Below are 23,550 nucleotides of genomic sequence, written 5' to 3' on the forward strand. Positions count from 1 at the left end.
ATCGAAGCGGTACTCAAAGCCTGATCAAACCCGGCCCGCCGTTGGCCCACAACTGGCCCACAACCAGCGAGCGCCAATGAGAACGGGCGAGTCTCCGTGAGACTGGAGAATCGCCCGTTCAGCGCTATTCATGCTGGTCACAGCTAATTTTTGCTGGTGAAGATCAGGTGCCCCCTGCAAGATTCGAACTTGCGCTCCCGGCTCCGGAGGCCGGTGCTCTATCCCCTGAGCTAAGGGGGCTCAGGAACAACCCTAGGCTACCAGCACTCCACACCGTTCTCGCACACCGTTATGCGACGCGCCCGGGCACACATCCCCCGAAAACCCCGCGCCGACCGCGCCTCCCGGGTAGCCTCGCGGCCGTGGGTGAGGTTTTGGGGCGCGTACTGGTCGTCGACGACGACGAGGTCATCCGGCAGCTGATCGCGGTCAATCTGACCTTGGAGGGCTTCGACGTCTATACGGCCTTCGACGGGCAGGACTGCCTCGACCGGGTCAGGGAGGTCGATCCCGACGTGATCACCCTCGACGTCATGATGCCGCGGCTCGACGGGTGGGAGACGGCCACCAAACTGCGCACCGATCCGCGCACCACCCACGTCAAGGTCGTGCTGATCACCGCGCGGGCGCAGGAGGACGACAAGCGCAGGGGGCTCGGCATCGGGGTCGACTCCTACCTGACCAAGCCCTTCGACCCGGCCGAGCTGATCCAGGTCGTCAGAGACCTGGCCCTGGCGGCGAAGAGCGGCTCCAGGTCACCGGAGATCTAGCCCTATCGTCGGGGGCATGACCTTCGAACTGGCCCTCTGGCACGAGCCCGAACCGATCTCCAAGGAGGAGGCCCGGGACCGCTACCGCAAGGCCGAGTTGTCCCCGGAGATCAGCCGGGCGCTGGCCGCCGCCCTGCCCTCGGCCACCGTCGACGGCGCTCTGGTGTCGGGGCCCGACGAGGCGATCGACGAGGTGGGGAACGCCGCCTTCGCGTTCGCGCGCGAGCACGGGCTGGTCTGTTACGACGCCCGGCGCCACCTGATCCACAACCGGGAGCCGCTGGGGGCGTACCGGGAAGTGCAGTTGCACACCGGTGACGGCGTCGTCGCGCACGATCCCGATCTCAACCTGGTCAACGACGTGCTGGAGACCTTGTCGGCCGAGAACCCGTTCATGGCGCTGGTCGTCTACGGCGGCCATTTCATCCAGGTCTCCCCCGGCTACGAGGTCGACTTCAAGGAGGGCGGCGTCATCCGGTCGACGACCACGCCCGACCGGGAGCAGGTCCGGCGGATGGTGCTGCTCTACCTGGTGGGCGACCGGTCGTTCCTCGACGCTCATGAGTGGACGGTCCGGGGGTAGTGCCCCGGGCATGGAACTGCGCACCGACCGGGTCGGCCTGCTGCTCGACCAGCTGGAGACCTCTCTCACCTTCACCCGCGACCGCCTCCAGGGCCTGACCGACGACGAGTACTTCTGGGAGCCCTCGCCGGGCAACTCCTGGACGGTCCGGCGGCGGCTCGACGGCGACGTGGACGTCTACGGCAAGGGCGACTGGATCGCCGACTTCAGCCCCCACGAGCCCATTCCGCCGCCCGTCACCAGCGTCGCCTGGCGGATGACGCATCTGCTGGCCTGCTTCGAGATGCGCTGGGACTGGACGTTCGGCAACCGGCGCATGCTCTTCGACGACCTGGAGATCCCCCACACGGCCGACGACGCCCAGAAGCGGCTGTTCGAGAGCGTCGAGCGGTGGATGGAGGACGTCGACGGGCTGACGGAGGGGCAGCTCGACACCGTGGGGTTCAGCCAGTTCCCGGCCGGGCTGGACCCCACGGTGCCGTTCATCGCGATCGTGTGGTGGCTGAACCGGGAGTTCGTGCACCACGCGGCCGAGATCGCGCTGCTGCGCGACCTCTACCGGGAGAAGCTGAAGTAGTTCAGGTTGACGAAGTCGGCCGGTTGACCGCTGCTGAAGGTGATGTAGACGGTCTGGGCGCCGGTGACGGGCGAGATGTTGGCCGGGACGGTCCGCCACGACTGCCAGCCGCCGGTGTTCCCCACCGACATCTGGCCGAGCACGGTGCCGGTGGGGCTGCCGAGCCGGACCTGGACGAGCCCGCTCACTCCCCCGGCCGCGCCGGAGGCGACGCGGGCGTTGAACTGGGTCTCACCGGTGAAGTTCACCGAGTAGCGCAGCCAGTCGCCGTTGGAGATGTAGGCGACGTTCTGCCCGCCGCCCGCGTCGGTCGTGGTCTCCAGCTGGGTGCCCTGCTGGGCGGTGTACGACTCGGCCTGGATCACGCCGCCGGTCGGGGGCGACGGAGACGGGGACGGTGACGGGGAGGTGCCGGCGCCGCTCTGCCAGACGGCGACGTAGTCGACCACCATCGGGCGGCCGCTGACGGTGGCGGAGGTCGGGGTGCCGAAGCCGGCCACGCCGTTGGGGAAGCCGCCGCCCATCGCCACGTTGAGCAGCAGGAAGTAGCCCGCGTGGCTGGTCATGTTGGTCCAGGTCGTGGCGTCGAACTGGTTCTGGCTGAGGGTGTGGTAGTTGACGCCGTCGACGTACCAGCGGAACTGGTTCGGGGTGATCGAGCGGTCCCACTCGAAGCGGTAGGTGTGGAAGGCCGACTGGCACGACGACCCGGGACAGGCCCTGGCGGCCCCGAGGCCGTTGGTCTCGTTGCAGTTGCCGCCGGGGGTGACGCCGCAGTGGAGCACGCCCCAGACCTGGTTGATCCCGTTGACGTTCTCCATGATGTCGAACTCGCCGATGCCGGGCCAGTTCCAGTAGTTGCCCCGGTAGGGGGCGCCGAGGGCCCAGAACGCGGGCCAGTAGCCGAGCGCCGCGTTGCCGGTCACGTTGGGCATCTGGATGCGGCCCTCGATGCGCAGGATCCGTCCGGCGGCGGGCTTGAAGTCGGCCCGGCGGCTCTCGATGCGGGCGGAGGTCCAGTTCTGGCCGCTGCCGATCGGGGTGATGCGCAGGTTGCCGCTGCCGTCGAGGCTGAGGTTGCTGGTGCTGGAGGTGTAGTTCTGGATCTCTCCGGTGCCCCAGTTGGCGGGGCCGCCGGGGTAGCCGTGGCCGGTGTCGATGATCCAGTTGGCCGACGAGGGCAGGGTGCCGGCCGTGCCGTTGAAGTCGTCGGACCAGACCAGGGTCCAGCCCGAGGGGGTCGAGGGGACGGCGGCGTTGGCGACGCCGATGCACAGGACCGGGACCAGCAGCGCGGCGATCCACCCGATCAGAGAGCGTTTACCGACTCGTAAGGTCACCATGGGAACCTTTCGGGACGTGGGAAGTCGCAGATTGCCGTTACTGTGCGCCCGGCTTCACACGTCGTCAAGGCCCAAGGTGAAGATCCTAGAGAGCGCTCTCCACGTTCGGGCTCTGAACACGCGCGAGGGCTCCGAGCACTCCGGCGCGCTCCCCCAGTTCACCCTTCACCACGTTGACCGCGCGGGCCGCGCTCGGGATGGCCAGGCGGCCGACCACGGCCATGATCGGCTCGATCAGCAGCGGACCGGCCTCGGCGAGCGCCCCGCCGATCACCACTAGGCCCGGGTTGAGGATGTTGCACAGGCTCGCCACCGCGACCCCGAGGTGCCGCCCCGCGTCGGCGATCACCCGGCGGCAGCCGATGTCCCCGCCGTGCGCCAGCTCGACCAGCCGCGACACCGTGACCTGCCCGTGGGTCGGCCGGACCAGGTCGATCAGCTGCTGGCCGCCGGCCAGCGTCTCCAGGCAGCCGCGGTTGCCGCACCGGCACAACCGGCCGTTCTCGTCGATGGTGATGTGGCCGAGCTCCCCGGCCGTCCCGGTGGCGCCCCGGTAGAGCAGCCCGTTGATCAGGATGCTCGCCCCGACCCCCGTGCCGATCTTCATGTACGCCACCTCGCGGCGCCCCTTGGCCGCCCCCCACGTGGCCTCGGCCAGGGCCCCGAGGTTGGCGTCGTTGTCGACCACGACCGGAACGCCGAGACGTCGTCCCAGCTCAGCCGCCGGATCGACGCCGGCCCAGCCCGGCAGTATGGTGCTCGACCCCATGATCCCCGTCTGCGGGTCGATCGGGCCCGGCAGCCCGAGCCCGACGGCCTTGATCTCGGTACGGCTCACGCCCGCCCGCTCCAGCAGCCCGATGATCAGGCGCTCGGCCGCCGACAACCCCTCGGGCGCCCTGGCCCCCACGTCGAACGGGATCGCCTCCTCGGCCAGCACGCGGTGGGACCGCTCGGCCAGCGCCACCCGCAGGTGGGAGTGCCCGAAGTCGACGCCGACCACGACCCCGGTCTCCCGGGCCGGGGAGATGAGGTGGCGACGGCCGCCGGCCTGGGAGATCTCCACCAGCCCGGCGTCGCGCAGCTCCCTGACGATGGTCGAGACGGTCGCCGGGGACAGGCCCGTCTGGCGGGCCAGTTGTGCCTGGGTGAGGGCGCCGGACTTACGCACCGTTTCCGTGATCAGGCGGCGGTTGGTCTCCCGCAGAGCCGTCAAGGAGTTGGCCATCGAACGATCTCCCTTGTTCAGGGATTGAACGTACACCTATTGACGTTCTGGTGGAACAGGTGTTTTCTGAACAGAGAGCGCTCTCAGTCGGTGGAAAGGGGCAGATATGGCCCCCCGTACGTTCAAGGTCATCATGGATGGAGAGGGCAACTACTCCCTCTGCCCCGCCGATCGCGAACCCCCGGACGGATGGGTCGCGACCGGCGTCGACGGCGTGTTCCAGGAACACCTCGACCACGTGGCCGCACTCTGGGGCGTCGACGGGAAGATTGTGTAAGCGATATGGTCCGGCGGGTGGCTTCCGTCCGCGTCGAGTGCCCGATCTCCGCTTCGCCCGATCACATCTGGGATGTCATCCGTGACGTCGGCGCCGTCCATGAGCGCCTGCTGCCCGGCCGGGTCGCCGGCACGGAAGTCGAGAACGGCCGCCGCTTTCTGACCTTCCCCGACGGCAACGTGGTCGAGGAGCTGATCGTCGCCGTCGACGACGAGGCCCGCCGCTTCGCCTACGCGGTCGTCGCGGGCGCCCGCCCGCCGCTGGAGCACCACCACGCGTCGTTCGAGGTGACACCCGACGGCACCCTGGTCTGGACGGCCGACTTCCTGCCCGACACCGCCGCCGCAGAGGTCCGCGTCCGGATGGAGCGCGGCCTGGCCGAGATGGCGGCGGTGATCGCGAAGAGCGCTAGGCCGACTCCCTGACCACCAGTTCCGTCGGCAGGATCACCGACGACTCCCCCGGGTGGAGCAGCAGCCGGGCGAGCTCGCGGCCCATCCGCATCGTCGGCTGCCGGACGGTCGTCAGAGGAGGGTCGGCGAAGGGCGCGGCCGGGACGTCGTCGTAGCCGATCACGGCCACGTCGTCGGGCACCCGGCGGCCCGCCCTCCGCAGCGCCTGGAGCGCGCCGAGCGCCATCATGTCGGAGGCCGCGAAGACCGCGTCCAGGCCCGGATCGTCTTCCAGGAGCTGGGTCATGCCCTCGAAGCCGCTGTCGCGGGTGAAGTCGCCGATCGCGATGATCGAGCGGCGGCCGGAGTCGCGCAGCGCGTTCCGGTAGCCGGTCAGCCGGTCGATCCCGGCGACCATGTCGGGCGGCCCGGCGATGGTGGCGATCCGGCGGCGGCCCGACTCCAGCAGGTGCCGCACCGCCGACTCCGCGCCTCCGACGTTGTCGATGTCGACGTACGGGAGAGAGGACCCCGTCAGGGGCCGTCCGCTGCACACCACCGGGATGCCCCGGCGGGCCAGCGCGGCGGGCAGCGGGTCGGCGCCGTGCATCGAGGCGACGATCACCCCGTCGACGTGGCCCGACGTCGTGTAGCGCTCGACCCGCTCGTGGCCCCGCGAGGAACCGGCGAGCATCAGGACGACCTGCTTGTCGGCCGCGTCGGCCTCGGTCGAGACCCCGCGGATGATGCCGGCGAAGGTCGGGTCGTCGGAGAAGACACGCACCGGGGGCTCGGAGAAGACGAGCGCGATCGAGTCGGCCCGCTGCGTCACCAGCGACCGGGCGGCCTGGTTGGGGACGTACCCGAGCTCCTCGACGGCCCGCTGCACGGCCACGCGGATGTGCTCGGCGACCGTGGTCGAGCCGTTGACGACGCGGGAGACCGTCGCCCGGGAGACCCCGGCACGGGCGGCGACCTTCTCCAGGGTGGGTCTGCTCACGCCAGGCCGTTCCGGCGGATCACCTCGGCGTACCACTTGGCGCTGTCCTTCGGGACGCGCTCCTGGGTGGCGTAGTCGACGTAGACGAGGCCGAAGCGCTTGTCGTATCCGTAGGCCCACTCGAAGTTGTCGAGGAACGACCAGACCAGATAGCCGCGCAGGTCGACGCCCGCCTCGATGGCCGCGTGGGCGGCGCGGAAGTGGGCGTCGAGGAATTCCACGCGCCGCCTGTCGTCGACTCGGCCCCCGATGAGCGTGTCGTCGAAGGCGGCGCCGTTCTCGGTGATCATGAGCGGCACGCCGGGGTAGTCGCGGGACAGGCTCACCAGGAGTTCGGTGAGGCCCGCGGCCTCGATGGGCCAGCCCATGGCGGTCTTCGGACCGTCGGGGACGGGGAAGCCGATGCCCTCGCTGCCCGGGAAGACCGGGTTGGCGGGCTCCCCGGGGCGGGGCTCGGTGAAGGTCGGGTTGTAGTAGTTGACCCCGAGCAGGTCGATCGGCCGGCTGATCAGTTCGAGGTCGCCGTCGCGCACGAACGACCAGTCGGTGAACCGGGAGGCGCGGGCCACCACGTCGGCCGGGTAGACGCCGCGCAGGACCGGGTCGAGGAAGATCCGGTTCATGATGCCGTCGGGCACCGCCACGGCGTCGGGGTCGCTCCCCCGGACCGGCGAGAGCGCGTGGGTGATGCTGATCTGCTTCGCGCCGAGGGCGCGCAGCTCCGCGGTCGCGAGGCCGTGCCCGAGCAGCAGGTGGTGGGCCGCCGCGAAGGAGGCGGCGACGTCGGTGCGGCCGGGGGCGTGGATGCCGGCCGCGTAGCCGAGGAAGGCCGAGCACCACGGCTCGTTCAGGGTCGTCCAGGTCTCCACCCGGTCGCCGAGGCGGCGGTAGACGGCGGCGGAGTATTCGGCGAACCGCTCGGCGGTGTCGCGGTTGGTCCAGCCGCCCCGGTCTTCGAGGGCCTGCGGCAGGTCCCAGTGGTAGAGGGTGACGATCGGGGTGATGCCGGCGGCGTGGAGGTCGTCGACGAGGCGGTCGTAGAAGTCGAGGCCGTGCGGGTTGGCCGGGCCGCTGCCGCTGGGCTGGACGCGCGGCCAGGCGACCGAGAAGCGGTAGGCCGACATGCCGAGCGAGGCCATCAGCGCCACGTCGTCGCGGTGGCGGTGGTAGTGGTCGCACGCGACCTCGCCGGTGTGGCCCTGGAAGACCTTGCCCGGGGTGGCGCTGAACGTGTCCCAGATGCTGGGGCCGCGTCCCCCTTCGCGGGTGGCCCCCTCGATCTGGTAGGAGGCGGTCGCGGTGCCCCACACGAACCCCTGGGGGAATTCCAGGACCTCCGCCCCCCTCGCCAGATCCGCCGACACGGTCATGCTCGCCGCCCCCACCCGATCGGCTCTCCCTGTGAGAGCGCTCTCAGCCAGCATCCCGGCAAGTCGGCCCACATGTCAACGCGGGACGGTCATCACACGGTTTTCCGGTGACGGGTGAGGCGTTGTTGACGCATGCTTCACTCTCCGTCAGCGATCCGCACCTGAGAGCGCTCTCTATGATGGCTGCCGAGAGGCCGCCCACCCGCCCATGGCGACGGCGGTCGGGAGCCGATCCCGGCCCTCCGCCGAGGGGCGGCGCGGCCCGCTGTCCCTATTTGTTGATACATGCGGAAAAACCCTGACAAGGTCCCGGTGACCGAATCGGAACACAACCGTGGTCGCGCTCCCACCGCCGTCCTCATAACGTGTCCTGAGTTGGCGCTTAGCGCGCTCAATGCCGGGAATGTGACGGTCGACCACCCGCCCTCCACCGGCTGCGACGTCGTCAGAGAGCGCTCTCCATCATTACGGAACTGTCCAATTCACAATGCGGTAACCGTAATCTCACATGGATTGACACGCCGTCGTAACCGGGGTGAAGCTTCCGGAACCGCTCTCTGATGAGAGTTACTGGAAGAACTTTGGAGGAAGGGTCCATGTCGCTCCTCTCACGACCCGCCCGCTTGTCCGCCGTCGCGGCTGGTTTGGGCTTGGCACTCGTGGCCACCGGCTGCGGCAGCTCCGGCGGCGACTCCGCGGAACCGGCGGCCAGCGCCGGCGGCGGCGACGCGGCGTCCGCCGAATGCGCGCCGTTCACGGAGTACGGCAAGTTCGACGGCACGACGGTGAGCATCTACTCACCGATCCGCGACGCGGAGGCCGACCTGTTCGAGCAGGCCTGGAAGCCCTTCGCCGACTGCACCGGCATCAAGATCACGTATGAGGGCACCGGCGAGTTCGAGGCCCAGATCCAGGTGCGCGCCGATGCCGGCAACCCGCCGGACATCGCGTTCTTCCCGCAGCCCGGCCTCCTTGAGCGCTTCGCGAAGGCCGGCAAGCTGAAGCCCGCCTCCGACAAGGTCAAGACCCTCGCCAACGAGAACTGGTCGCCCGACTGGGTCAAGTACGGCACCGTCGACAACGTCTTCTACGGCGCGCCGCTGGGCGCCAGCGTGAAGTCGTTCGTGTGGTACTCCCCCTCGATGTTCGCCGAGAAGGGCTGGAAGGTCCCCACCACGTGGGCCGAGCTGATGACCCTGACCGAGACCATCGCGGCCTCCGGCATCAAGCCGTGGTGCGCCGGCATCGAGTCGGGCGACGCCACCGGCTGGCCCGCCACCGACTGGATCGAGGACGTCGTCCTCCGCGACCTCGGCCCCGACGGCTACGACCAGTGGGTCGCCCACGACCTGCCCTTCAACGACCCCAAGATGGTCGCCGCCGTCGACAAGGTCGGCGCGATCCTGAAGAACGACAAGTACGTCAACGGCGGCTACGGCCCCGTGAAGTCGATCGCCTCGACCGCCTTCCAGGAGGGCGGCGTGCCGATCACCGAGGGCCAGTGCGCCCTGCACCGCCAGGCCTCCTTCTACGCCAACTTCTGGCCTGAGGGCACCAAGGTGGCCGAGGACGGCGACGTCTTCGCGTTCTACCTGCCCGGCAACGACGCCTCCAGCAAGCCGGTGCTCGGCGCCGGTGAGTTCGTGGCCGCCTTCGCCGACCGTCCCGAGGTCCAGGCCGTGCAGGCCTACCTCGCCGGCGGCGACTTCCCCAACCGCCGCATGGCTCTGGGCACCTACGTCTCGGCCAACAAGAAGGTCGACGTCAACAAGGCCCAGAACCCGATCGACAAGCTGTCCATGGAGATGCTCCAGGACCCGAGCACGGTCTTCCGCTTCGACGGATCCGACCTGATGCCGGCCGCGGTCGGCGCGGGCACCTTCTGGAAGGGCATGACCGACTGGATCAACGGCAAGGACACGAAGTCGACGCTCGACTTCATCGAGGCCTCCTGGCCGAAGAACTGATCTAGGGACCGCTGCCCGGCCCCGGAGCCACGAGCTCCGGGGCCGGGCACATCCGCACCCGGGAGCCTTCCCCATGGACTTCTTCTTCGATTTCGCCGCCGAGGCGCCCAAACTCGTCCAGCTTCTGATCGGCGTCGTCGCGTTCCTGGCCTTCGTCGGCCTCATGCTCCTGCTGCTCGACCGCGCCCCCATGAAGGAGCGGTCGTGGGGTCACTCGCTGCTGCTGCTCGGCCCGGCGCTGGTGCTGCTGGCGATCGGCCTGGTGGTGCCGGGCATCCGGACCACCCTGCTCTCGTTCATGAGCGGCGACAGCAGCCAGTTCGTCGGCCTGGACAACTACATCTGGATGTTCACCCAGCCTGAGGCGATCACGGTCCTGCGCAACACCCTGATCTGGGTGCTGCTGGTGCCGTCTCTGGTGACCGCCATCGGTCTCGTGTACGCGGTCGTGGTGGACAAGTCCCGCTTCGAGGCGATCGCCAAGTCGCTGGTGTTCCTGCCGATGGCGATCTCGTTCGTCGGCGCGGGCATCATCTGGCGTTTCGTCTACGCCTACCGTCCCGAGGAGGCCGACCAGATCGGCCTGCTCAACCAGTTCGTGGTCTGGCTCGGCGGCGAACCGCAGCAGTGGTTGCAGAGCGCCCCGACGAACACCCTGTTCCTGATCGTCGTGATGGTGTGGATCCAGGCCGGTTTCGCCACCGTGGTGCTGTCGGCCGCGATCAAGGGCATCCCGTCCGAGATCGTCGAGGCCGCCCGGCTCGACGGCGCGACCCCGCTCCAGATGTTCTTCCGGGTCACGCTCCCCTCGATCCGTCCCGCGCTCGTGGTGGTGCTGGTGACCCAGTCGATCGGCACGCTGAAGCTCTTCGACATCGTCCGCACGATGACGGGCGGCCAGTTCGACACCAGCGTCATCGCCAACGAGATGTACAACCAGGCGTTCCGCTACGGCGAGGCGGGCAAGGGCGCGGCGCTGGCCGTGTTCCTGTTCGTGCTCGTCACGCCCATCGTCGTCTACCAGATCCGCTCGATGCGGCAGCGCCGGGAGGCATGAGCATGACCACCATCGCCCCCGGCATCGCCAAGACGGCCCAGCCGAAGACGGCCGTCGGCCGGGTCCGCAAGCGGCTCTCCGGCCGCGTCGCGAGCCTGATCGCGATCGTCATCGCCCTGCTCTGGACGACCCCGACCTTCGGCCTGTTCCTGTCGTCGTTCCGTCCCGAGGACGACATCAAGCAGACCGGCTGGTGGACGTTCTTCGCCAACCCGCAGCTCACCCTGGAGAACTACCGGGAGGTGCTGTTCGGCAGCTCGTCGTCGTCGGGCCGCCTGGCGTCGTTCCTGATCAACTCGGTCGTGATCACGATCCCGTCGGTGCTGTTCCCGCTGGCGCTGGCCACCTTCGCGGCCTACGCGCTGTCGTGGACGCGCTTCCGCGGCCGTGACTGGGTCTACATCGGGATCTTCGCCCTCCAGGTCGTGCCGCTGCAGATGGCCCTGGTGCCGCTGCTGTCGTTCTTCTCCCAGGGCGTGGAGGTCTTCGGCGTCACGCTGATGCCGGCGTGGAACCTCGAAGGCCCGGGGCAGTTCATCCAGGTCTGGTTCGCCCACACCTGTTTCGCGCTGCCGCTGGGCGTCTTCCTGATCCACAACTTCATGTCGGAACTGCCCGGCGAGCTGATGGAGGCGGCCCGCGTCGACGGCGCCACCCACGGCACGATCCTGCGCAAGGTCGTGCTGCCGCTGGTGGCCCCCGCGCTGGCGGCCTTCGGCATCTTCCAGTTCCTCTGGGTGTGGAACGACCTGCTGGTCGCGCTGATCTTCTCGGGCGGCACGGCCGAGACCGCCCCGATGACGGTACGGCTGGCGCAGATGGCCGGGACCAGAGGAAACGAGTGGCAGCGCCTGACCTCGGGCGCGTTCGTCTCCATGATCATCCCGTTGATCGTGTTCCTGTCCATGCAGCGTTACTTCGTCCGCGGCCTGCTGGCCGGAAGTGTGAAGGGCTAGGGGCCGATATCGTTATCGTCCGCAACCCGAGCCCCGTAGGAGGGATCCGTTGATGAAGCGCCCCACCTTGGAGGCCGTCGCCGCTCGTGCCGGGGTGTCCCGGGCGACCGTCTCCAGGGTCGTCAACGGCCAGTCCACCGTCGGTCCCGAGATCCGCGACGTGGTGCTGCGCGCCGTCCGTGAGCTGGGCTACGTGCCCAACTCGGCGGCGCGCAGCCTCGTCACGCAGCGGACCGACTCGATCGCGCTGGTGGTGTCGGAGCCGACGACGCGGGTCTTCTCCGACGACCCCATGTTCTCCACCGTCATCCGCTCGGCCAGCGTCGAGCTGGAGGCGGCCGACAAGCAGGTCGTGCTGATGCTGAGCGGCTCGGCCCAGTCCCACGCCCGTGTGGAGCGCTACATCGCCAGCGGTCACGTCGACGGCGTCATGCTGATCTCGATGCACGGCGCCGACCCGCTGCCGGCCGCGATCACCCGCATGGGCGTCCCGGCGGTCTCCTACGGCCGCCCGGCCGTGCCCGTGGCCCTGCCCTACGTCGACAACGACAACGTCGGCGGCGCCGAGAAGGCCGTGAAGCACCTGCTCGAACGCGGCCGCCGCCGGATCGCCACGATCGCCGGGCCGCAGGACATGATCGGCGGGCAGGACCGGCTGACCGGCTACCGCACCGCGCTGCGCGACAGCGACCGCCGCTCGATCGTCGCGGTCGGCGACTTCACCCGCGAGTCGGGTGCGATCGCGATGCGCCAGCTCCTCGAAGACGACCCCCAGCTCGACGCGGTCTTCATCGCCAACGACCTGATGGCCATCGGCGCGATGCAGGCGCTGCGCCAGGCGGGCCGCAGCGTGCCCGACGACGTGGCGATCGTGGGCTTCGACGACATCGAGGCGGCCCGCTACACCGACCCGCCGCTGACGACCGTCCGCCACCCGATCATCGAGCAGGCCGCGGCGATGGTGAAACTGCTGCTCAGCCTGCTGGAGCGCGGGGAGACCGCCGCCGACCCGGTGATCCTGGAGACGGAACTGGTGGTCCGCGAGTCGGCCTGAGCCCGCATCGCCGGTTCCGGCCCGCTTCCGGCCTGCCCCGTCCATGGCACAGGACCGCGGCCGTCAGCCCGAGAGCGCTCCGTCGATCCGGCTCAGGACCTTCCGCGAAACCAGGCCATAGGCGAAGAAGTCGACTCCCGCCGCGCCGGCCGCCTTGGCCGCCCTGACCTTGGCGGCCAGGCGTTCGGTCGAGTCGACGTCGCGGCGGCGTTCGCCCCAGCCCTCGATGTCGGGCATGCCCGGCCGCAGCACCGCGCGCAGCTCGCGGTCCTTGCCCACCGAGCGGGAGTAGGCGGCCAGGTCGTCGGCGATCCGGGTCGCGTCGCGGGCGTAGGCGAGCACGGCGAACGACGGGACCAGGTCGCCGAGCGCCACCAGGTCGACGCCGATCTGCCAGGCGTCGTGGGCGCTCAGGCCCGCCGTGGGCAGGCCGTCGGCGGCTCCCTTGAGGGCGCCGGTCGCGTCCATGAACGTGAGCTGCGAGCCCTCCTCGGTGACCGCGGCCGAGACCTCCGCGACCAGCGAGGTCACCGTCTCGGAGCGGGCCCGCGCGTAGGCGACCACCTCGGGGCCCGCGTAGGCGGTCAGCGCCGCGCGGGTGACCTGGCCCTGGGCGGGCGGGTCGCCGTCGAGCACGCCGCCGACGATCCGGGCGCACTCCTCGCGGGCCACCTCGGCGTTCACGCCGAGCTGGGTCGCCCGCAGCAGGCAGTGGTGGCAGAAGCACAGGCCGAGGAGGAAGGCGTCCATGGGGCCGAGGGGGATGTAGGAGCGGTCGGCCCCGAACGCGGCGAAGTGGAGGGAGTCGGCCACGACGCTGTCGACGCCCTGGCGGGCCACCGCGCGGGCCAGCCCGACGGCGTAGGCGCGCACGTCGGGGTTGGCCGGGCACAGGTCGGCGGGCGCGCCGCGGTCGCCGAAGCAGTTGCGGACGGTCACCTCGGGGTGGGCCGCCCCGAGGGTGGGGTTGCGCAGGAAGACCGCCCAGCCGTGGAAGGCCAGGCCCCGCGCCCGGCACGCGGCCCGCAGGTCGTCGAGGATCTTGTCGTCGGCGCCCGGCTGGAGCGGCGGCGAGAGCCGCCCGAACAGGTCGGGCGGCGGCGGGAAGTGCACCCCGTCGTGCCGGAGGATGATCCGGCTGGTGCCGTGGGGGGTGACGTCCGTGGTCTGGTGGACGGCGGCGGCCACGGTCACCCCGGCCACGCCGAGGTCCGTGATCCGGTCGAGCACCGCGTCGACGCCTTCGTCGCGCAGGTCCTCGACGAAGACGTACACCGAAGAATCCACTAACGCCCCTTGTAGGCCACGAAGTCGATTTCCACCAGGATGTTCATGAGCTGCGATCCTACGGTGGTCCTGACCGGATAGGGCTGGGTGAAGTAGGACTTGTACACCTCGTTGTAGGCGGCGAAGTCCTCCTTCAGGTTCTGCAGGTGCACCGTCGACTTGATGACGTCGTCGAAGGTCAGGCCGTGGACGGCGAGCACCGCGCCCAGATTGCGCATGGTCTGGTGGGTCTGCTCGGCGACGTCGGCGCCGACGATCTCGCCGGTCTCCGGGTCGAGCGGCCCCATGCCGGAGGTGTAGACGAAGTCGCCGACCACGAGCCCCTGCGAGTAGGCGCCGACCGGGGCGGCGCCGTCGGTGGTGCGGATCTCTTCCTTCAATGTCGCTCCTAGAAGTACGTGGTGAGCAGGTCGACCACGACGTGGTCGTCGTCGACGACGGGGATGACGCGCCACTTGTCGAAGGCGGTGCACGGGTGGGAGATGCCGAACCTCAGCACGTCGCCCGGCCGCACGAGGCCGCCGGGGTCGCTGAGATAGGTGTGCTGGTCCTGGAGGCCCGTCACCGTGAGCCGGTCGGGGGCGAGCGGGAGATCCAGGTCGTGGGGGATGTCGCGCTTGCCGAGGCCGACAATCGCCAGGCCGGGTTCGGGGGTGGAGACGACCTGGGCGTACACCTCCAGCGCGGGTCTCAGCCGGTCGGCGAAGGGGCTCATGCGGGCGTAGAAGCCCTCGTCATGTCCGATGTAGGCGCCGGGACGCACGATGACCTGGGCGTCCATGCCCGCCAGCTCCTCGGTGACCAGGTCGAAGTAGGAGCTCCCCCCGGCCGAGACGATCGGGGCGCCAAGATCTTCGGCGAGCCCGCGCAGGTCCTTCAGGTAGGCGGTGACGCCGGCGCGGTCGGGCTGGGTGCCCTCGTAGCCGGACACCCCGGCGAACTCGACGCCGTCGGTGGCGTCGATGAGGTTTTTGAGCGCCTTCGCCTCGTCGAGGGTGCGGCAGCCGGTGCGCCCGCCGGGATGCCCCAGTTCGACCAGGATCCGGAAGCCCTTCCCGGCCAGCAGCTCGACGCCCCTGGGCGAGTCGGCGTAGACGAGCAGTTCCATGTCCTGCCGGGCCAGCCAGTCGAGGGCCCTCTCGTCGTAGATCTCGTTGGCGAGCAGGACCCGCTCGACCCCGAGGTGCCGGTAGACCATGACCTGGCTCGCGGTCGCGGCCGTCAGCCCCCAGGCGCCCGCGGCGAGCTGCTTGGCGAACAGCTGCGGCGACATGGTCGTCTTGCCGTGGGGGGCGTGGAGAAGGCCGTGGTCCTGTACGTGTTCCGCCAGCACCCGCACGTTGTGGTCGAGGGCGCTCTCCCGGGCGACCATGAGCGGCCACGTGAACGGGCCGTCGAACAGGTGGTGGCGTGCCGCCAGGAACTCCTCCGCCGTGACCGGCTCCGGCTGGACGAATCCCCGTGTGCGCCAGTCGATGGTCATGCCGGAAATGAGCACTCGTGGATCGTATAGGAGACTACGCCGGTCGCAGGGCCCGGCCGGGGCGGGCTGTGGTCATCTGTCCGTCTTCGAGAACCCGCTCCCCGTTGATCCACACGTCGTCGACGCCCTCGGCGAGCCGGCGGGGGTCGGCGTAAGTGGCCCGGTCGGCGACCTTCTCCGGGTCGACGAGGATCAGGTCGGCCGCCTGGCCGGGGCGGACCAGCCCTCGGTCGAACAGCCGGAACCGGCGGGCCGGATGGGCGGCCAGGTGCGAGGCGGCCTCCGCCCAGCTCAGATCGGCCTTCTCGCGCACGTGGTGGCCGAGGAAACGGGCGAACGCGCCGTAGGCGCGGGGGTGGGGGTGGCCGCCGACGTGCAGGCCGTCGGAGCCGCCGGTGTGGGCGGGGTGTTGCAGGACGCGGCGGACCGACTCCTCGCCCTCGGGTCCCTCGTCGGGGCGGGCGCTGACGCACCCGGCTTCGAGCTCGGTCTCGACCAGGAGGCGGCGGGCGAACCGCGCCGGGCTCTCGTCCCGCCGCTCGGCGGCTTCGGGGATGGTGAGGCCCTCGGACCATTCGAGGCCCGGGGCGTGGGCGATGGTGAGCCGCTCCCAGGCGTAGTCGAGGTCGAGGTGCTCGATCATCGGCAGGGCGGTCGCCGGGTCGGCCGCCGGCACGTCCTGGGGCAACACGATCATCGCCAGGATCGTGCTGCCCCGCAGGTAGGGGTAGGTGTCGAAGGTGGTGTCGCCCTCCAGCAGCGGGAGCAGCACGTCGGCCGGGCCGTGGAAGTGGGAGACGTGCAGCGGGACGCCGGCCCTCCGGGTGACGTCGAGCGCCTCCTTCATCCCGACCGGCGCCGACTGGCCGTAGCCGCGCATGTGGGTGACGTACGGAAGACCTTGGAGGGGCGCGCACAGGGCGGCGAGCTCGGTGGCGTCGGCGTAGCGGCCGGGCACGTATTCGAGCCCGGTGGACAGGCCCGCCGCGCCCTCGTCGAGCCCTTTCTCCACGATCGAGCGCATCGTGCGGAGTTCGTCCGGGGACGCGGTGATCTGAGCGGGCCCGAGCACGTCGTAGCGGATCGTTCCGTGCGGGAGCAGGAAGACGCTGTTCAGCACTGCTCCGTCATGGCTCGCCCTGATCTCGGCCACCGACAGCGGGCCGTCGCCCGGGAAGCCGCCGTTGACGGCGGCGAAGTAGCGGGTGGCGTAGTCGAAGGCGGCCCTGGTGGTGGTCGGGGCGAAGGAGAGCCCGTCCTGGCCGAGCACGACCGTGGTGACACCCTGGCGCAGGTTGGCGAGCTGGAAGGCGGGGTCGTGCACCACCGCGTCGCCGTGGGAGTGGCAGTCGACCATGCCCGGGAGGACGAGCCGACCGGTGGCGTCGACGGCATGGTCGTGCGGCAGCCGCCCGACCGCCGTGACCTTCCCGGCCGAGATCCCGACGTCGGCGCGGAACGGCGGGGCGCCGGTCCCGTCGACGACCCAGCCGTTCGCGATCACCACGTCGAAGGTCACCCGATCAGTATGCGGACCGGTACTTCTCCTCGCACGTCACCGCCCTGTCGACCGGATGCGCGGCGAGGATCTCCGCCGCCTGGCGGCGGGACAGGTTCCAGCCGTTCCACGGGTCGGGGAAGCGCAGGTCCTGTGTCTCGATCACCTCTTGGAGCACGCAGCTCCTGATCGGCTCGGGCAGCCGGTCGAGTCCCGGAATGGCGTCCGCGCTGAGCCGCCCCAGATAGTGGGCGTCGAGGCGGTCGACGCCCCGTACCGACACCTGGGTCTCGGCCACCTGCGCGTCCGGGTTCCAGACCGCGAAGACCATCAGCGACACGGCCGTGAGCAGCACCAGCGCCTTCGGCAACCACGCCCGCCTCTTCACCAGCCCGCCGACCAGCACCAGCACGAACACCGCCGCGATCCACCAGATCGTCGCGCCCACCGAGGCGCGCAGCCGGGTGAAGCCGTAGGCGGCCGTGTAGAGGCCGAGCCGGTGCAGCGCCGAGGCCAGGATGACGAGGGTCAGCGCGCACAGCAGCCCCAGCAGGGTCGCCATGATCCACCGGTCACCCTTGATCATCACGCTGCAGAAGGCCACGATGCACAGGACGAACACGCTGACCGTGATCAGCTCGAAGAAGCCCGACCGGGCGTATTCGGCGAACGTCAGCCCGGCGGTCTCCAGCACCCTGCGGCTGCCGCCGAACAACACCGAGATCTGCACCCCGACGAAGGCTGCGAACAGCAGGTTCACGCCGACCAGCGGGATGACCCACAGGGTGCGGGCCAGGTTGAGTGGGGCGTAGTCGACGCGCGGTTCGGCGACCGGCCGCAGCGCGACCAGGATCGCGGCGGCGGCCAGCACCCCGAAGACGACGAACAGGAAGATCCGCACCGGCAGCGTCCCGGCCCACGCGGGGGCCGAGAACAACTCGCGGGCGAACGAGGAGAAGACCGCGTCGGCCGAGGCGAACAGCACCCCGAAGACCGCGAGCAGGATCGCGGTGATCCCCAGCGACACCAGGACGGGCAGCAGGCTGCGGCGCTTGAGGATCCGGCGCACCGGCCCGCCCAGGAACCACGGCACCGGGAACACCGCCAGCCCGACCGAGAGCAGCCCCCGGGTCACCCCGGCCCAGCCCCGGCCGCCCGACACCGCCAGCGAGGCGACCGCGAAGGCGGCCAGCAGCGTCAGCCCGACCAGCCAGTCGGCGTCCCGGAACAGCGCGACCGACACCAGCCCGTAGGCGGCGACGGCGTAGGCCACGCTCCAGGCGTTGACGCGGTGCCGGACGGCCGGGGCCACCGCGAGCGTCAGCGCGACCGCGGTCAGCACGACCCCGAGGCCGGTCGGCGCGTAGGGGAAGCAGACGGCCGCGACGAGCCCGGTCCCCGCGGCCGCCGGGAGCACCCAGCGAGGGGTGTCCGGCAGGCTCGGACGGGGGAACAGCGGGGGTGGCGTGTACGCGTCGAACTGGCCGCCCGCCGCCTCCGGCGCCGTCCCCACCCGGCCTCCCAGCGAGGCGCCGGCGGCGATGCCGACGCAGACGAACAGCAGGAACGCCCCGGCGGCCTGGATCTCGGTGTTGGGACCGGTGCCGAAGAACACGGCCGCGACCGTGCCCGCGAGCAGCCCGGCGAGCGCCCCGATGATCGCGCCGACGACGGCCCCGCCGAAGGACCGGCCGGGAGGCGGCCCGTCGTTCGTCCCCTGGCGGGCTCCGGGCGGGGAGGTGGGGCCGCCGGGAGCCGTCTGTCCGCGCGGCACGGGCTGCCGGGCGTCGGGAGGAACCACGACGGGGTGCGGCGAGGTGTCGGCGGTACGGATGGAACCGTCGGACGAGACCTGCGCGGGGGCAGCCGCGCCGACCAGCGAGACGGCCGGCGCGATCTCAGGCGAGGCCGGTGGGGAACCGGTCGAAACAGGCGCGGGATGAGCGGCAGCGGCCGAGGTGGCGGGCTCGTCTTGGGGCGCCGCGTGTCCCGGTGAAAGCGCGACCGCCTCGGCTGTGCGGGTGGCCCGCGACTTGCCCGGCTCGCCGTTGGGCACCGCCTGTCCAGGTGAAAGTGCGACCGCCTCGGTTGTTCGGGTGGCCCGAGGCTCGCCCGGCTCGCCGTTGGGCACCGCCTGTCCAGGTGAAAGTGCGACCGCATCGGCTGTGCGGGTGGCCCGCAACTCACCCGGCTCGCCGTTGGGCACCGCGTGTCCAGGTGAAGGTACGGCGGCATCGGTCACCTGGGTGGCTCGCGGCTCGCCTGGGGGCACCGCGCCTCCCGGTGAAAGTGCGGCCGCATCGATCACCTGGGTGACCCGCGCCTCGATCGGCTCGGCCGCCGCGAGTGACGCCGTGGCACCGTTGGCCGAAGAAGTCGTCGGCGAAGAGGCTGCCACCAGCGGTGACCCCCCTACAGCGGCTCCTACCGTCGAGGCGACTCGTTCAGCCGGTGCCGGCGCCTCCGACGGGGAGGTCCTCCGCAGCAGATCCCCGGGAGACGCCGGAGCCGTTCGTGGATCCGGCGCGACGGCCGAGGTCGCCGCCTGGGCGGTTGGGGCTGGTGAGGGGGTCAGCGGAACCGGTGCTTCTGCGCTGTGCGCGCCGGTGTCCGAGGTCGATGCCGTTCGTTCTAGCGGGTCGGTCTGGGTCGGGTCGGGATTCTTCACGGAACCGGCCTCCGTATCGGTTCGTGATCGGCTGGTCGCCGGCACCCGGGTGTGGACCGCGTCCACAGGGGTCCGGCGTTCTCTGACCGCCTTCGGCAGGGTGACCACCATGTGGCAACCCGTGCCGTCGGCGACCGCGATGGTCCCCCCGTGGAGTTCGGCGATCTCCTTGGCGATGGCCAGGCCGAGGCCCGCGCCTCCGGCGTCGGCCGCGCGGCCGGCGTCCAGGCGGGAGAAGCGTTCGAAGACCCGCTGGCGGTCGGCGGGCGGGATGCCGGGGCCCTCGTCGGCGACCTCGATCTCGAGGGTGCCGTCGGCCGAGGCGCGGGAGGTCAGGGTGACCGTCCCGCCGGGCGGGCTGTGCCGGACGGCGTTGTCCAGCAGGTTGGCCAGCACCTGGGCCAGCAGCGAGGGGTCGGCGGTCGTCAGGTGGCGGCCGGGGTCGATCGCGGCGACGACCGTCACGTCGTCGCGGCCCAGTGACGCCTCGCGGACGGCCTGACCGCCGAGGGCGGCCAGGTCGAACTCCTCGGCCTCGATCGGCCGGGCCCCCGAGTCGAGCCGGGACAGGTCGAGGAGCTGCGCGACGAGGCGGCCGAGGCGCTGGGTCTGGGCGAGGGCGGTGCCGAGGATCTCGGGTTCGGGCGGGGAGACGCCGTCGACCACGTTCTCCAGCACGGCCTGCACCCCCGTGATCGGGGTGCGCAGCTCGTGGCTCACGTTGGCGACCAGCTCCCGGCGCTGCCGGTCGACCTCGGCCAGGTCGGCGGCCATCGCGTTGAAGGCCCTGGCCAGTTCGCCGACCTCGTCGCGGCTGGTGGCGGTGACGCGGAGACCGTACGACCCCTTGGCGATGGTCTGCGCGGCGGCGGCCATCTCCCGCAGGGGCTTGGTCATGCCCCGGGCCAGCACCTGCATCATGAGCAGCGCCAGGAACACCGCGAAGGCGATCCGGAGGTCGCGGGGCACGCCCCCGTTGATCCCCACCTCGTTCACCACGAACGCGGTCACCACGGCCCCGACCATGACGATCCCGAGTTTGACCTTGATGCGGCCGAGAAAGTCGAGCGGCCTCATGGGCGCACCAGGGCGTACCCGACCCCGTGAACGGTCCGCACCACCTCGGACCCGAGCTTGCGACGCAGCGCCCGCACGTGACTGTCCACGGTCCGGGTCGCCGCCGCCTCGGAGAAGCCCCAGATGTCGGCGAGCAGCCGCTCCCGCTCGTAGACCTGCCCGGGCCGCTCGGCGAGCCGCCGGAGCAGGTCGAACTCGGTCCGGGTGAGCTGCGCCTCGGCCCCGCGCACGAACACCCGCCGCTCGGCCAGGTTGATCTCGATCTCCCCGACCCGCAGCACCGTCTCCTCGGACGCGAGCTGCGCCGCCCGGTCGACCCGCCGCAGCAGCGCGTGGATGCGCGCGACCAGCTCCCGCATGCTGAACGGTTTGGTGATGTAGTCGTCGGCCCCCACACCAAGCCCGACCAGCACGTCGGTCTCCTCGCCGAGCGCGGTCAGCATGAGGACCGGAACCGGCCGGGCGGCCTGGATCCGCCGGCACACCTCCAACCCGTCCAGTCCCGGCAGCAGCCGGTCGAGCACCACCAGGTCGGGTTCGAAGCGGGCGTAGGCGACCAACGCGCCTTCGCCGTCACCGGCGACGCGAACGTCGAACCCTTCCGCCGTCAGCCGGGTCGCGACCGCCGTCGCGATGGTGTCGTCGTCCTCGACGACCAGCACCCGGCGTTGCTGGGGATAAGCCATGCAGGCAGCGTAGAGGCCGGACGTGCAGAGCTTTCGTGGCTTTTTGTGGAGCTTTCGTGCAGGCGATTCTGTCGGTGGCGGGGTCTAGCGTGGGGTCGTGATCGACGTTGACGGGTACCTTCGACGGCTCCGGCTCTCGGCCGGAAAGCCGAGTGTGGACGGGCTTTTCGCGCTCCAGCAGGCCCATGTGGAGCGTGTCCCCTACGAGACGCTGCCCATCTGGCTGGGCCGGCCCACGAGCGTGGACCCGGCCGAATCGGCCGCCCGGATCGTCGCCGGGCGGGGCGGCTACTGCTTCCACCTGAACGGGGCGCTCTCCGAGCTGCTGTCGGCGCTGGGCTATTCGGTGACCCGGCACTTCGGCGGCGTGCAGGGCTCGGCGGCCGACCCCGCCGGGGCGCGGGGGAACCACCTCGTGCTGACCGTCGACGGGCTGCCGACCGACGAGAACCCCTCTGGTGAGTGGCTGGTCGACGCCGGTCTCGGTGACGCGATCTACTCGCCGATCCCTCTCATCGAGGGGGTCTACGACCAGGGGCCGTTCACCTACCGGCTGCGGCCGTCCGAGGCGGAGCCCGGCGGGTGGCGGCTCGACCACGACTCGCGCGGCAGCTTCGTCGGCATGGACTTCCGCAAGGCGCCGACGGAGATGTCGGCGTTCGAGTCCGAGCACGTACGACTGTCGACGTCGCCGGAGTCGGGGTTCGTGCGCGTGTTCTCCATCCAGCGGCGCGACGCGACGGGGGTCGACGTGGCACGGGGGCTGGTGCTGACCCGGATCGGCCACGACTCGACGTCGACCACGCTCGACCGGGAGACCGACTATTTCGCCGCCCTGGCCGACGTCTTCGACCTCCATCCGACGGCCGAGGAACGCTCGATCCTGTGGCCGAAGCTGGCGGAAAGCCACGAGAGGTGGTTCGCCACCAGAGAAGACATATGAGCCGTCTCGTCCGATGGGCCACTCCGCTGGGACAGCGGCTTCGAGCAGCTCCACAAACGCGAATAGCGCCAGCTTTGCCATCATTCGTCCCTGAGTGACGGTAATGAATGCGGCACTTCACGGCCGATCAGGATCCAGTACGTCTTTGCCGATCAGACAAGAGCATGTGCCATTAAGGTACGGCTGTGCCTTGGTCGTCTTCGGAAACGACGAATCTGATCCGATACAAGCTCTCCCAGTTACGGGCCGAGAACGGCCACCACACGTTCGAGAACCTTTGCCGCCATTACAGCCGCTTGTGCATAGCCGGAAATATCCTGCCCGCAACGGGGCCGGTCGCTGGCAGAGGTGACCAGGGGCGCGATTTCGAAACGTTCCGAACTCTCATCCGAGAATCCGTCGACCACGGGTTCGGCGTGGTGACCGACGACGAGTGCATCGTGTTCGCCTGCACGCTTCAGCAGAGGAACCTGCCGAGAAAGATCCGGACTGACGTCGATGCCGTTATGCATGGCGCACCTGTCACGTCGATCTACGTCTTCTGCGAGGCCGACGTTCAGGTCGGCGAGCGCCACGCACTTCAGAAGTGGGCCGTGGACACCCATAGAGTGCGATTGGAGATCATCGACGGGACGGGGCTGGCGGAGGCGCTCTCAACTGCCGAGATGTTCCCAATCGCACGAGAACATCTGGGGCTGCCGCGCTCGATGGCCCCCCGCCACCGCTCGCGGCTTTGGTTGATCGTGGCGGTCGTGCTGTCGCTTGTCGGAGGGTCGGTGGTCGCCTGGGAGTCATGGAAAGCGGAGCCGCCGCCTGCCGTTCACCTGTCGACGGTCGCCGGGACAGCCTCATGGACGTCGCGCGCTGGGCAGATCGAGTTCAATGGCAACGACCCAAGCAACGATGACGGATATGTCGCTCCCGCTGTCGAGGATCTCGAAGACGGCACCGTGCGGGCCGGTGGACTGATCATGCATCCGAGCTGGGAGAACTATGGCTTCATCCGAGGCTGCTTCCAGCTGTCCGAGCCCCTCGCCGCAAACGATCGGTTCCGGAGCCGCGCAGGATTCATACGGGAGTACGCCGATGCCGGCAACGTGCGATTTCGCGTCACCGTCGCCGACAACAAGGGAAACGTGCGGATCGTCGCCGACGAGACCGACGACCGGGCCAACGAGCAGATGGTCGAGTTCGACCTTTCGCTGGCGGATTACGCCGGGTTGTCAACACTCTGCATCGAGGTGCTGGCGAACGGAGACGCGGGTCAGGACGCGGCCTTCTGGCACGACCCGAGGATCGTCTCCTCCGCCAACCACCTTTAGCACGACGGCCAC

The 23,550-nt window shown here is 70.2% G+C and carries 21 protein-coding genes and 1 tRNA gene; 11 read left to right on the plus strand and 11 right to left on the minus strand.

Annotated features, from left to right (window positions below):
* Positions 1-168: 168 nt before the first annotated feature.
* Positions 169-240, minus strand: a tRNA-Arg gene (locus tag QSK34_RS31415).
* A 122-nt stretch (positions 241-362) separates the two neighbouring features.
* Here QSK34_RS31415 and QSK34_RS31420 point away from each other — a divergent pair.
* The 3 genes from QSK34_RS31420 to QSK34_RS31430 are packed head-to-tail and all read left to right on the plus strand — an operon-like array spanning position 363 to position 1,930.
* The gene (locus QSK34_RS31420) at positions 363-770 is read left to right on the plus strand and encodes a response regulator transcription factor (protein WP_285589452.1); all 408 of its coding nucleotides are present in this window, start codon (positions 363-365) and stop codon (positions 768-770) included.
* A 16-nt stretch (positions 771-786) separates the two neighbouring features.
* Positions 787-1,353: a hypothetical protein gene (locus QSK34_RS31425; RefSeq protein ID WP_285589454.1), complete on the plus strand. Its 567-nt coding sequence runs from the start codon at positions 787-789 to the stop codon at positions 1,351-1,353.
* A 10-nt stretch (positions 1,354-1,363) separates the two neighbouring features.
* Entirely contained in the window at positions 1,364-1,930 is a 567-nt protein-coding gene (locus tag QSK34_RS31430; protein ID WP_285589455.1) for a DinB family protein, read from the plus strand.
* Here the strand turns inward: QSK34_RS31430 and QSK34_RS31435 are convergent.
* Both QSK34_RS31435 and QSK34_RS31440 read right to left on the minus strand, forming a co-directional pair.
* Complete coding sequence (locus tag QSK34_RS31435; RefSeq protein ID WP_285589458.1) at positions 1,909-3,273, minus strand: glycoside hydrolase family 16 protein; 1,365 nt, start codon at positions 3,271-3,273, stop codon at positions 1,909-1,911. The two genes, QSK34_RS31430 and QSK34_RS31435, sit on opposite strands and share 22 nt — an antisense overlap.
* An 85-nt stretch (positions 3,274-3,358) precedes the next feature.
* Positions 3,359-4,501, minus strand: coding sequence for an ROK family transcriptional regulator (locus QSK34_RS31440; protein WP_285589461.1), 1,143 nt, complete (start codon positions 4,499-4,501; stop codon positions 3,359-3,361).
* A gap of 106 nt (positions 4,502-4,607) precedes the next feature.
* Between QSK34_RS31440 and QSK34_RS31445 the strand changes: the two genes are divergently transcribed.
* On the plus strand, positions 4,608-4,778 hold the full coding sequence (locus tag QSK34_RS31445; RefSeq protein ID WP_081898284.1) for an MbtH family NRPS accessory protein: 171 nt from the start codon (positions 4,608-4,610) through the stop codon (positions 4,776-4,778).
* Positions 4,779-4,795: 17 nt separating this feature from the next.
* On the plus strand, positions 4,796-5,203 hold the full coding sequence (locus QSK34_RS31450; RefSeq protein WP_285589463.1) for an SRPBCC family protein: 408 nt from the start codon (positions 4,796-4,798) through the stop codon (positions 5,201-5,203).
* Here the strand turns inward: QSK34_RS31450 and QSK34_RS31455 are convergent.
* A complete protein-coding gene (locus QSK34_RS31455) occupies positions 5,187-6,170 on the minus strand; it encodes a LacI family DNA-binding transcriptional regulator (RefSeq protein WP_161481502.1) in 984 nt (327 codons plus the stop codon). The two genes, QSK34_RS31450 and QSK34_RS31455, sit on opposite strands and share 17 nt — an antisense overlap.
* Entirely contained in the window at positions 6,167-7,540 is a 1,374-nt protein-coding gene (locus QSK34_RS31460) for a GH1 family beta-glucosidase (protein ID WP_285589464.1), read from the minus strand. The genes QSK34_RS31455 and QSK34_RS31460 overlap by 4 nt, the downstream gene beginning before the upstream one ends.
* Positions 7,541-8,199: 659 nt before the next feature.
* Between QSK34_RS31460 and QSK34_RS31465 the strand changes: the two genes are divergently transcribed.
* The 4 genes from QSK34_RS31465 to QSK34_RS31480 all read left to right on the plus strand — a co-directional run bounded on the left by QSK34_RS31465 (position 8,200) and on the right by QSK34_RS31480 (position 12,574).
* Entirely contained in the window at positions 8,200-9,507 is a 1,308-nt protein-coding gene (locus QSK34_RS31465; RefSeq protein WP_353051448.1) for an ABC transporter substrate-binding protein, read from the plus strand.
* 73 nt (positions 9,508-9,580) lie between these two features.
* On the plus strand, positions 9,581-10,564 hold the full coding sequence (locus tag QSK34_RS31470; RefSeq protein ID WP_161481505.1) for a carbohydrate ABC transporter permease: 984 nt from the start codon (positions 9,581-9,583) through the stop codon (positions 10,562-10,564).
* Between the two features lie 2 nt (positions 10,565-10,566).
* A complete protein-coding gene (locus QSK34_RS31475) occupies positions 10,567-11,520 on the plus strand; it encodes a carbohydrate ABC transporter permease (protein WP_161481506.1) in 954 nt (317 codons plus the stop codon).
* A 52-nt stretch (positions 11,521-11,572) separates the two neighbouring features.
* Positions 11,573-12,574, plus strand: coding sequence for a LacI family DNA-binding transcriptional regulator (locus tag QSK34_RS31480; protein WP_062344518.1), 1,002 nt, complete (start codon positions 11,573-11,575; stop codon positions 12,572-12,574).
* Positions 12,575-12,637: 63 nt separating this feature from the next.
* Here the strand turns inward: QSK34_RS31480 and QSK34_RS31485 are convergent, their stop codons facing one another.
* From QSK34_RS31485 to QSK34_RS31510, 6 genes are read right to left on the minus strand one after another with little or no spacing between them, the layout of a single operon-like run.
* Positions 12,638-13,861, minus strand: a complete 1,224-nt coding sequence (locus tag QSK34_RS31485) for a hypothetical protein (RefSeq protein WP_285589470.1) — start codon at positions 13,859-13,861, stop codon at positions 12,638-12,640.
* Positions 13,861-14,241 carry a Rid family detoxifying hydrolase gene (locus tag QSK34_RS31490; RefSeq protein ID WP_161481508.1) on the minus strand — a complete coding sequence of 127 codons (381 nt, stop codon included), beginning with the start codon at positions 14,239-14,241 and terminating at the stop codon, positions 13,861-13,863. The genes QSK34_RS31485 and QSK34_RS31490 overlap by 1 nt, the downstream gene beginning before the upstream one ends.
* An 8-nt stretch (positions 14,242-14,249) precedes the next feature.
* Positions 14,250-15,344: an alanine racemase gene (locus tag QSK34_RS31495; protein ID WP_285589789.1), complete on the minus strand. Its 1,095-nt coding sequence runs from the start codon at positions 15,342-15,344 to the stop codon at positions 14,250-14,252.
* 34 nt (positions 15,345-15,378) lie between these two features.
* Positions 15,379-16,863: an N-acyl-D-amino-acid deacylase family protein gene (locus QSK34_RS31500; protein ID WP_285589473.1), complete on the minus strand. Its 1,485-nt coding sequence runs from the start codon at positions 16,861-16,863 to the stop codon at positions 15,379-15,381.
* A 4-nt stretch (positions 16,864-16,867) separates the two neighbouring features.
* Positions 16,868-20,587 carry a DUF4153 domain-containing protein gene (locus tag QSK34_RS31505; protein ID WP_285589475.1) on the minus strand — a complete coding sequence of 1,240 codons (3,720 nt, stop codon included), beginning with the start codon at positions 20,585-20,587 and terminating at the stop codon, positions 16,868-16,870.
* The gene (locus QSK34_RS31510) at positions 20,584-21,273 is read right to left on the minus strand and encodes a response regulator transcription factor (protein ID WP_030451153.1); all 690 of its coding nucleotides are present in this window, start codon (positions 21,271-21,273) and stop codon (positions 20,584-20,586) included. The genes QSK34_RS31505 and QSK34_RS31510 overlap by 4 nt, the downstream gene beginning before the upstream one ends.
* Positions 21,274-21,370: 97 nt before the next feature.
* Here QSK34_RS31510 and QSK34_RS31515 point away from each other — a divergent pair, with 97 nt between their 5' ends.
* Positions 21,371-22,216 (plus strand): arylamine N-acetyltransferase family protein, encoded by an 846-nt coding sequence (locus QSK34_RS31515; protein ID WP_285589479.1) that lies wholly within the window; start codon positions 21,371-21,373, stop codon positions 22,214-22,216.
* A gap of 419 nt (positions 22,217-22,635) precedes the next feature.
* Positions 22,636-23,538: a hypothetical protein gene (locus QSK34_RS31520; protein ID WP_285589481.1), complete on the plus strand. Its 903-nt coding sequence runs from the start codon at positions 22,636-22,638 to the stop codon at positions 23,536-23,538.
* Positions 23,539-23,550: the final 12 nt, after the last annotated feature.

This window comes from Herbidospora sp. NBRC 101105 (assembly GCF_030269205.1).
In the GTDB taxonomy this organism is placed as follows: Bacteria; Actinomycetota; Actinomycetes; order Streptosporangiales; family Streptosporangiaceae; genus Herbidospora; species Herbidospora solisilvae.

Coding starts and splice junctions, on each gene's coding strand:
- QSK34_RS31425 (WP_285589454.1), top strand. CDS start 787: ATGACCTTCGAACTGGCCCTCTGGCACGAGCCCGAACCGATCTCCAAG.
- QSK34_RS31430 (WP_285589455.1), top strand. CDS start 1,364: ATGGAACTGCGCACCGACCGGGTCGGCCTGCTGCTCGACCAGCTGGAG.
- QSK34_RS31435 (WP_285589458.1), bottom strand. CDS start 3,273: ATGGTGACCTTACGAGTCGGTAAACGCTCTCTGATCGGGTGGATCGCC.
- QSK34_RS31440 (WP_285589461.1), bottom strand. CDS start 4,501: ATGGCCAACTCCTTGACGGCTCTGCGGGAGACCAACCGCCGCCTGATC.
- QSK34_RS31445 (WP_081898284.1), top strand. CDS start 4,608: ATGGCCCCCCGTACGTTCAAGGTCATCATGGATGGAGAGGGCAACTAC.
- QSK34_RS31460 (WP_285589464.1), bottom strand. CDS start 7,540: ATGACCGTGTCGGCGGATCTGGCGAGGGGGGCGGAGGTCCTGGAATTC.
- QSK34_RS31470 (WP_161481505.1), top strand. CDS start 9,581: ATGGACTTCTTCTTCGATTTCGCCGCCGAGGCGCCCAAACTCGTCCAG.
- QSK34_RS31475 (WP_161481506.1), top strand. CDS start 10,567: ATGACCACCATCGCCCCCGGCATCGCCAAGACGGCCCAGCCGAAGACG.
- QSK34_RS31480 (WP_062344518.1), top strand. CDS start 11,573: ATGAAGCGCCCCACCTTGGAGGCCGTCGCCGCTCGTGCCGGGGTGTCC.
- QSK34_RS31495 (WP_285589789.1), bottom strand. CDS start 15,344: ATGACCATCGACTGGCGCACACGGGGATTCGTCCAGCCGGAGCCGGTC.
- QSK34_RS31505 (WP_285589475.1), bottom strand. CDS start 20,587: ATGAGGCCGCTCGACTTTCTCGGCCGCATCAAGGTCAAACTCGGGATC.
- QSK34_RS31510 (WP_030451153.1), bottom strand. CDS start 21,273: ATGGCTTATCCCCAGCAACGCCGGGTGCTGGTCGTCGAGGACGACGAC.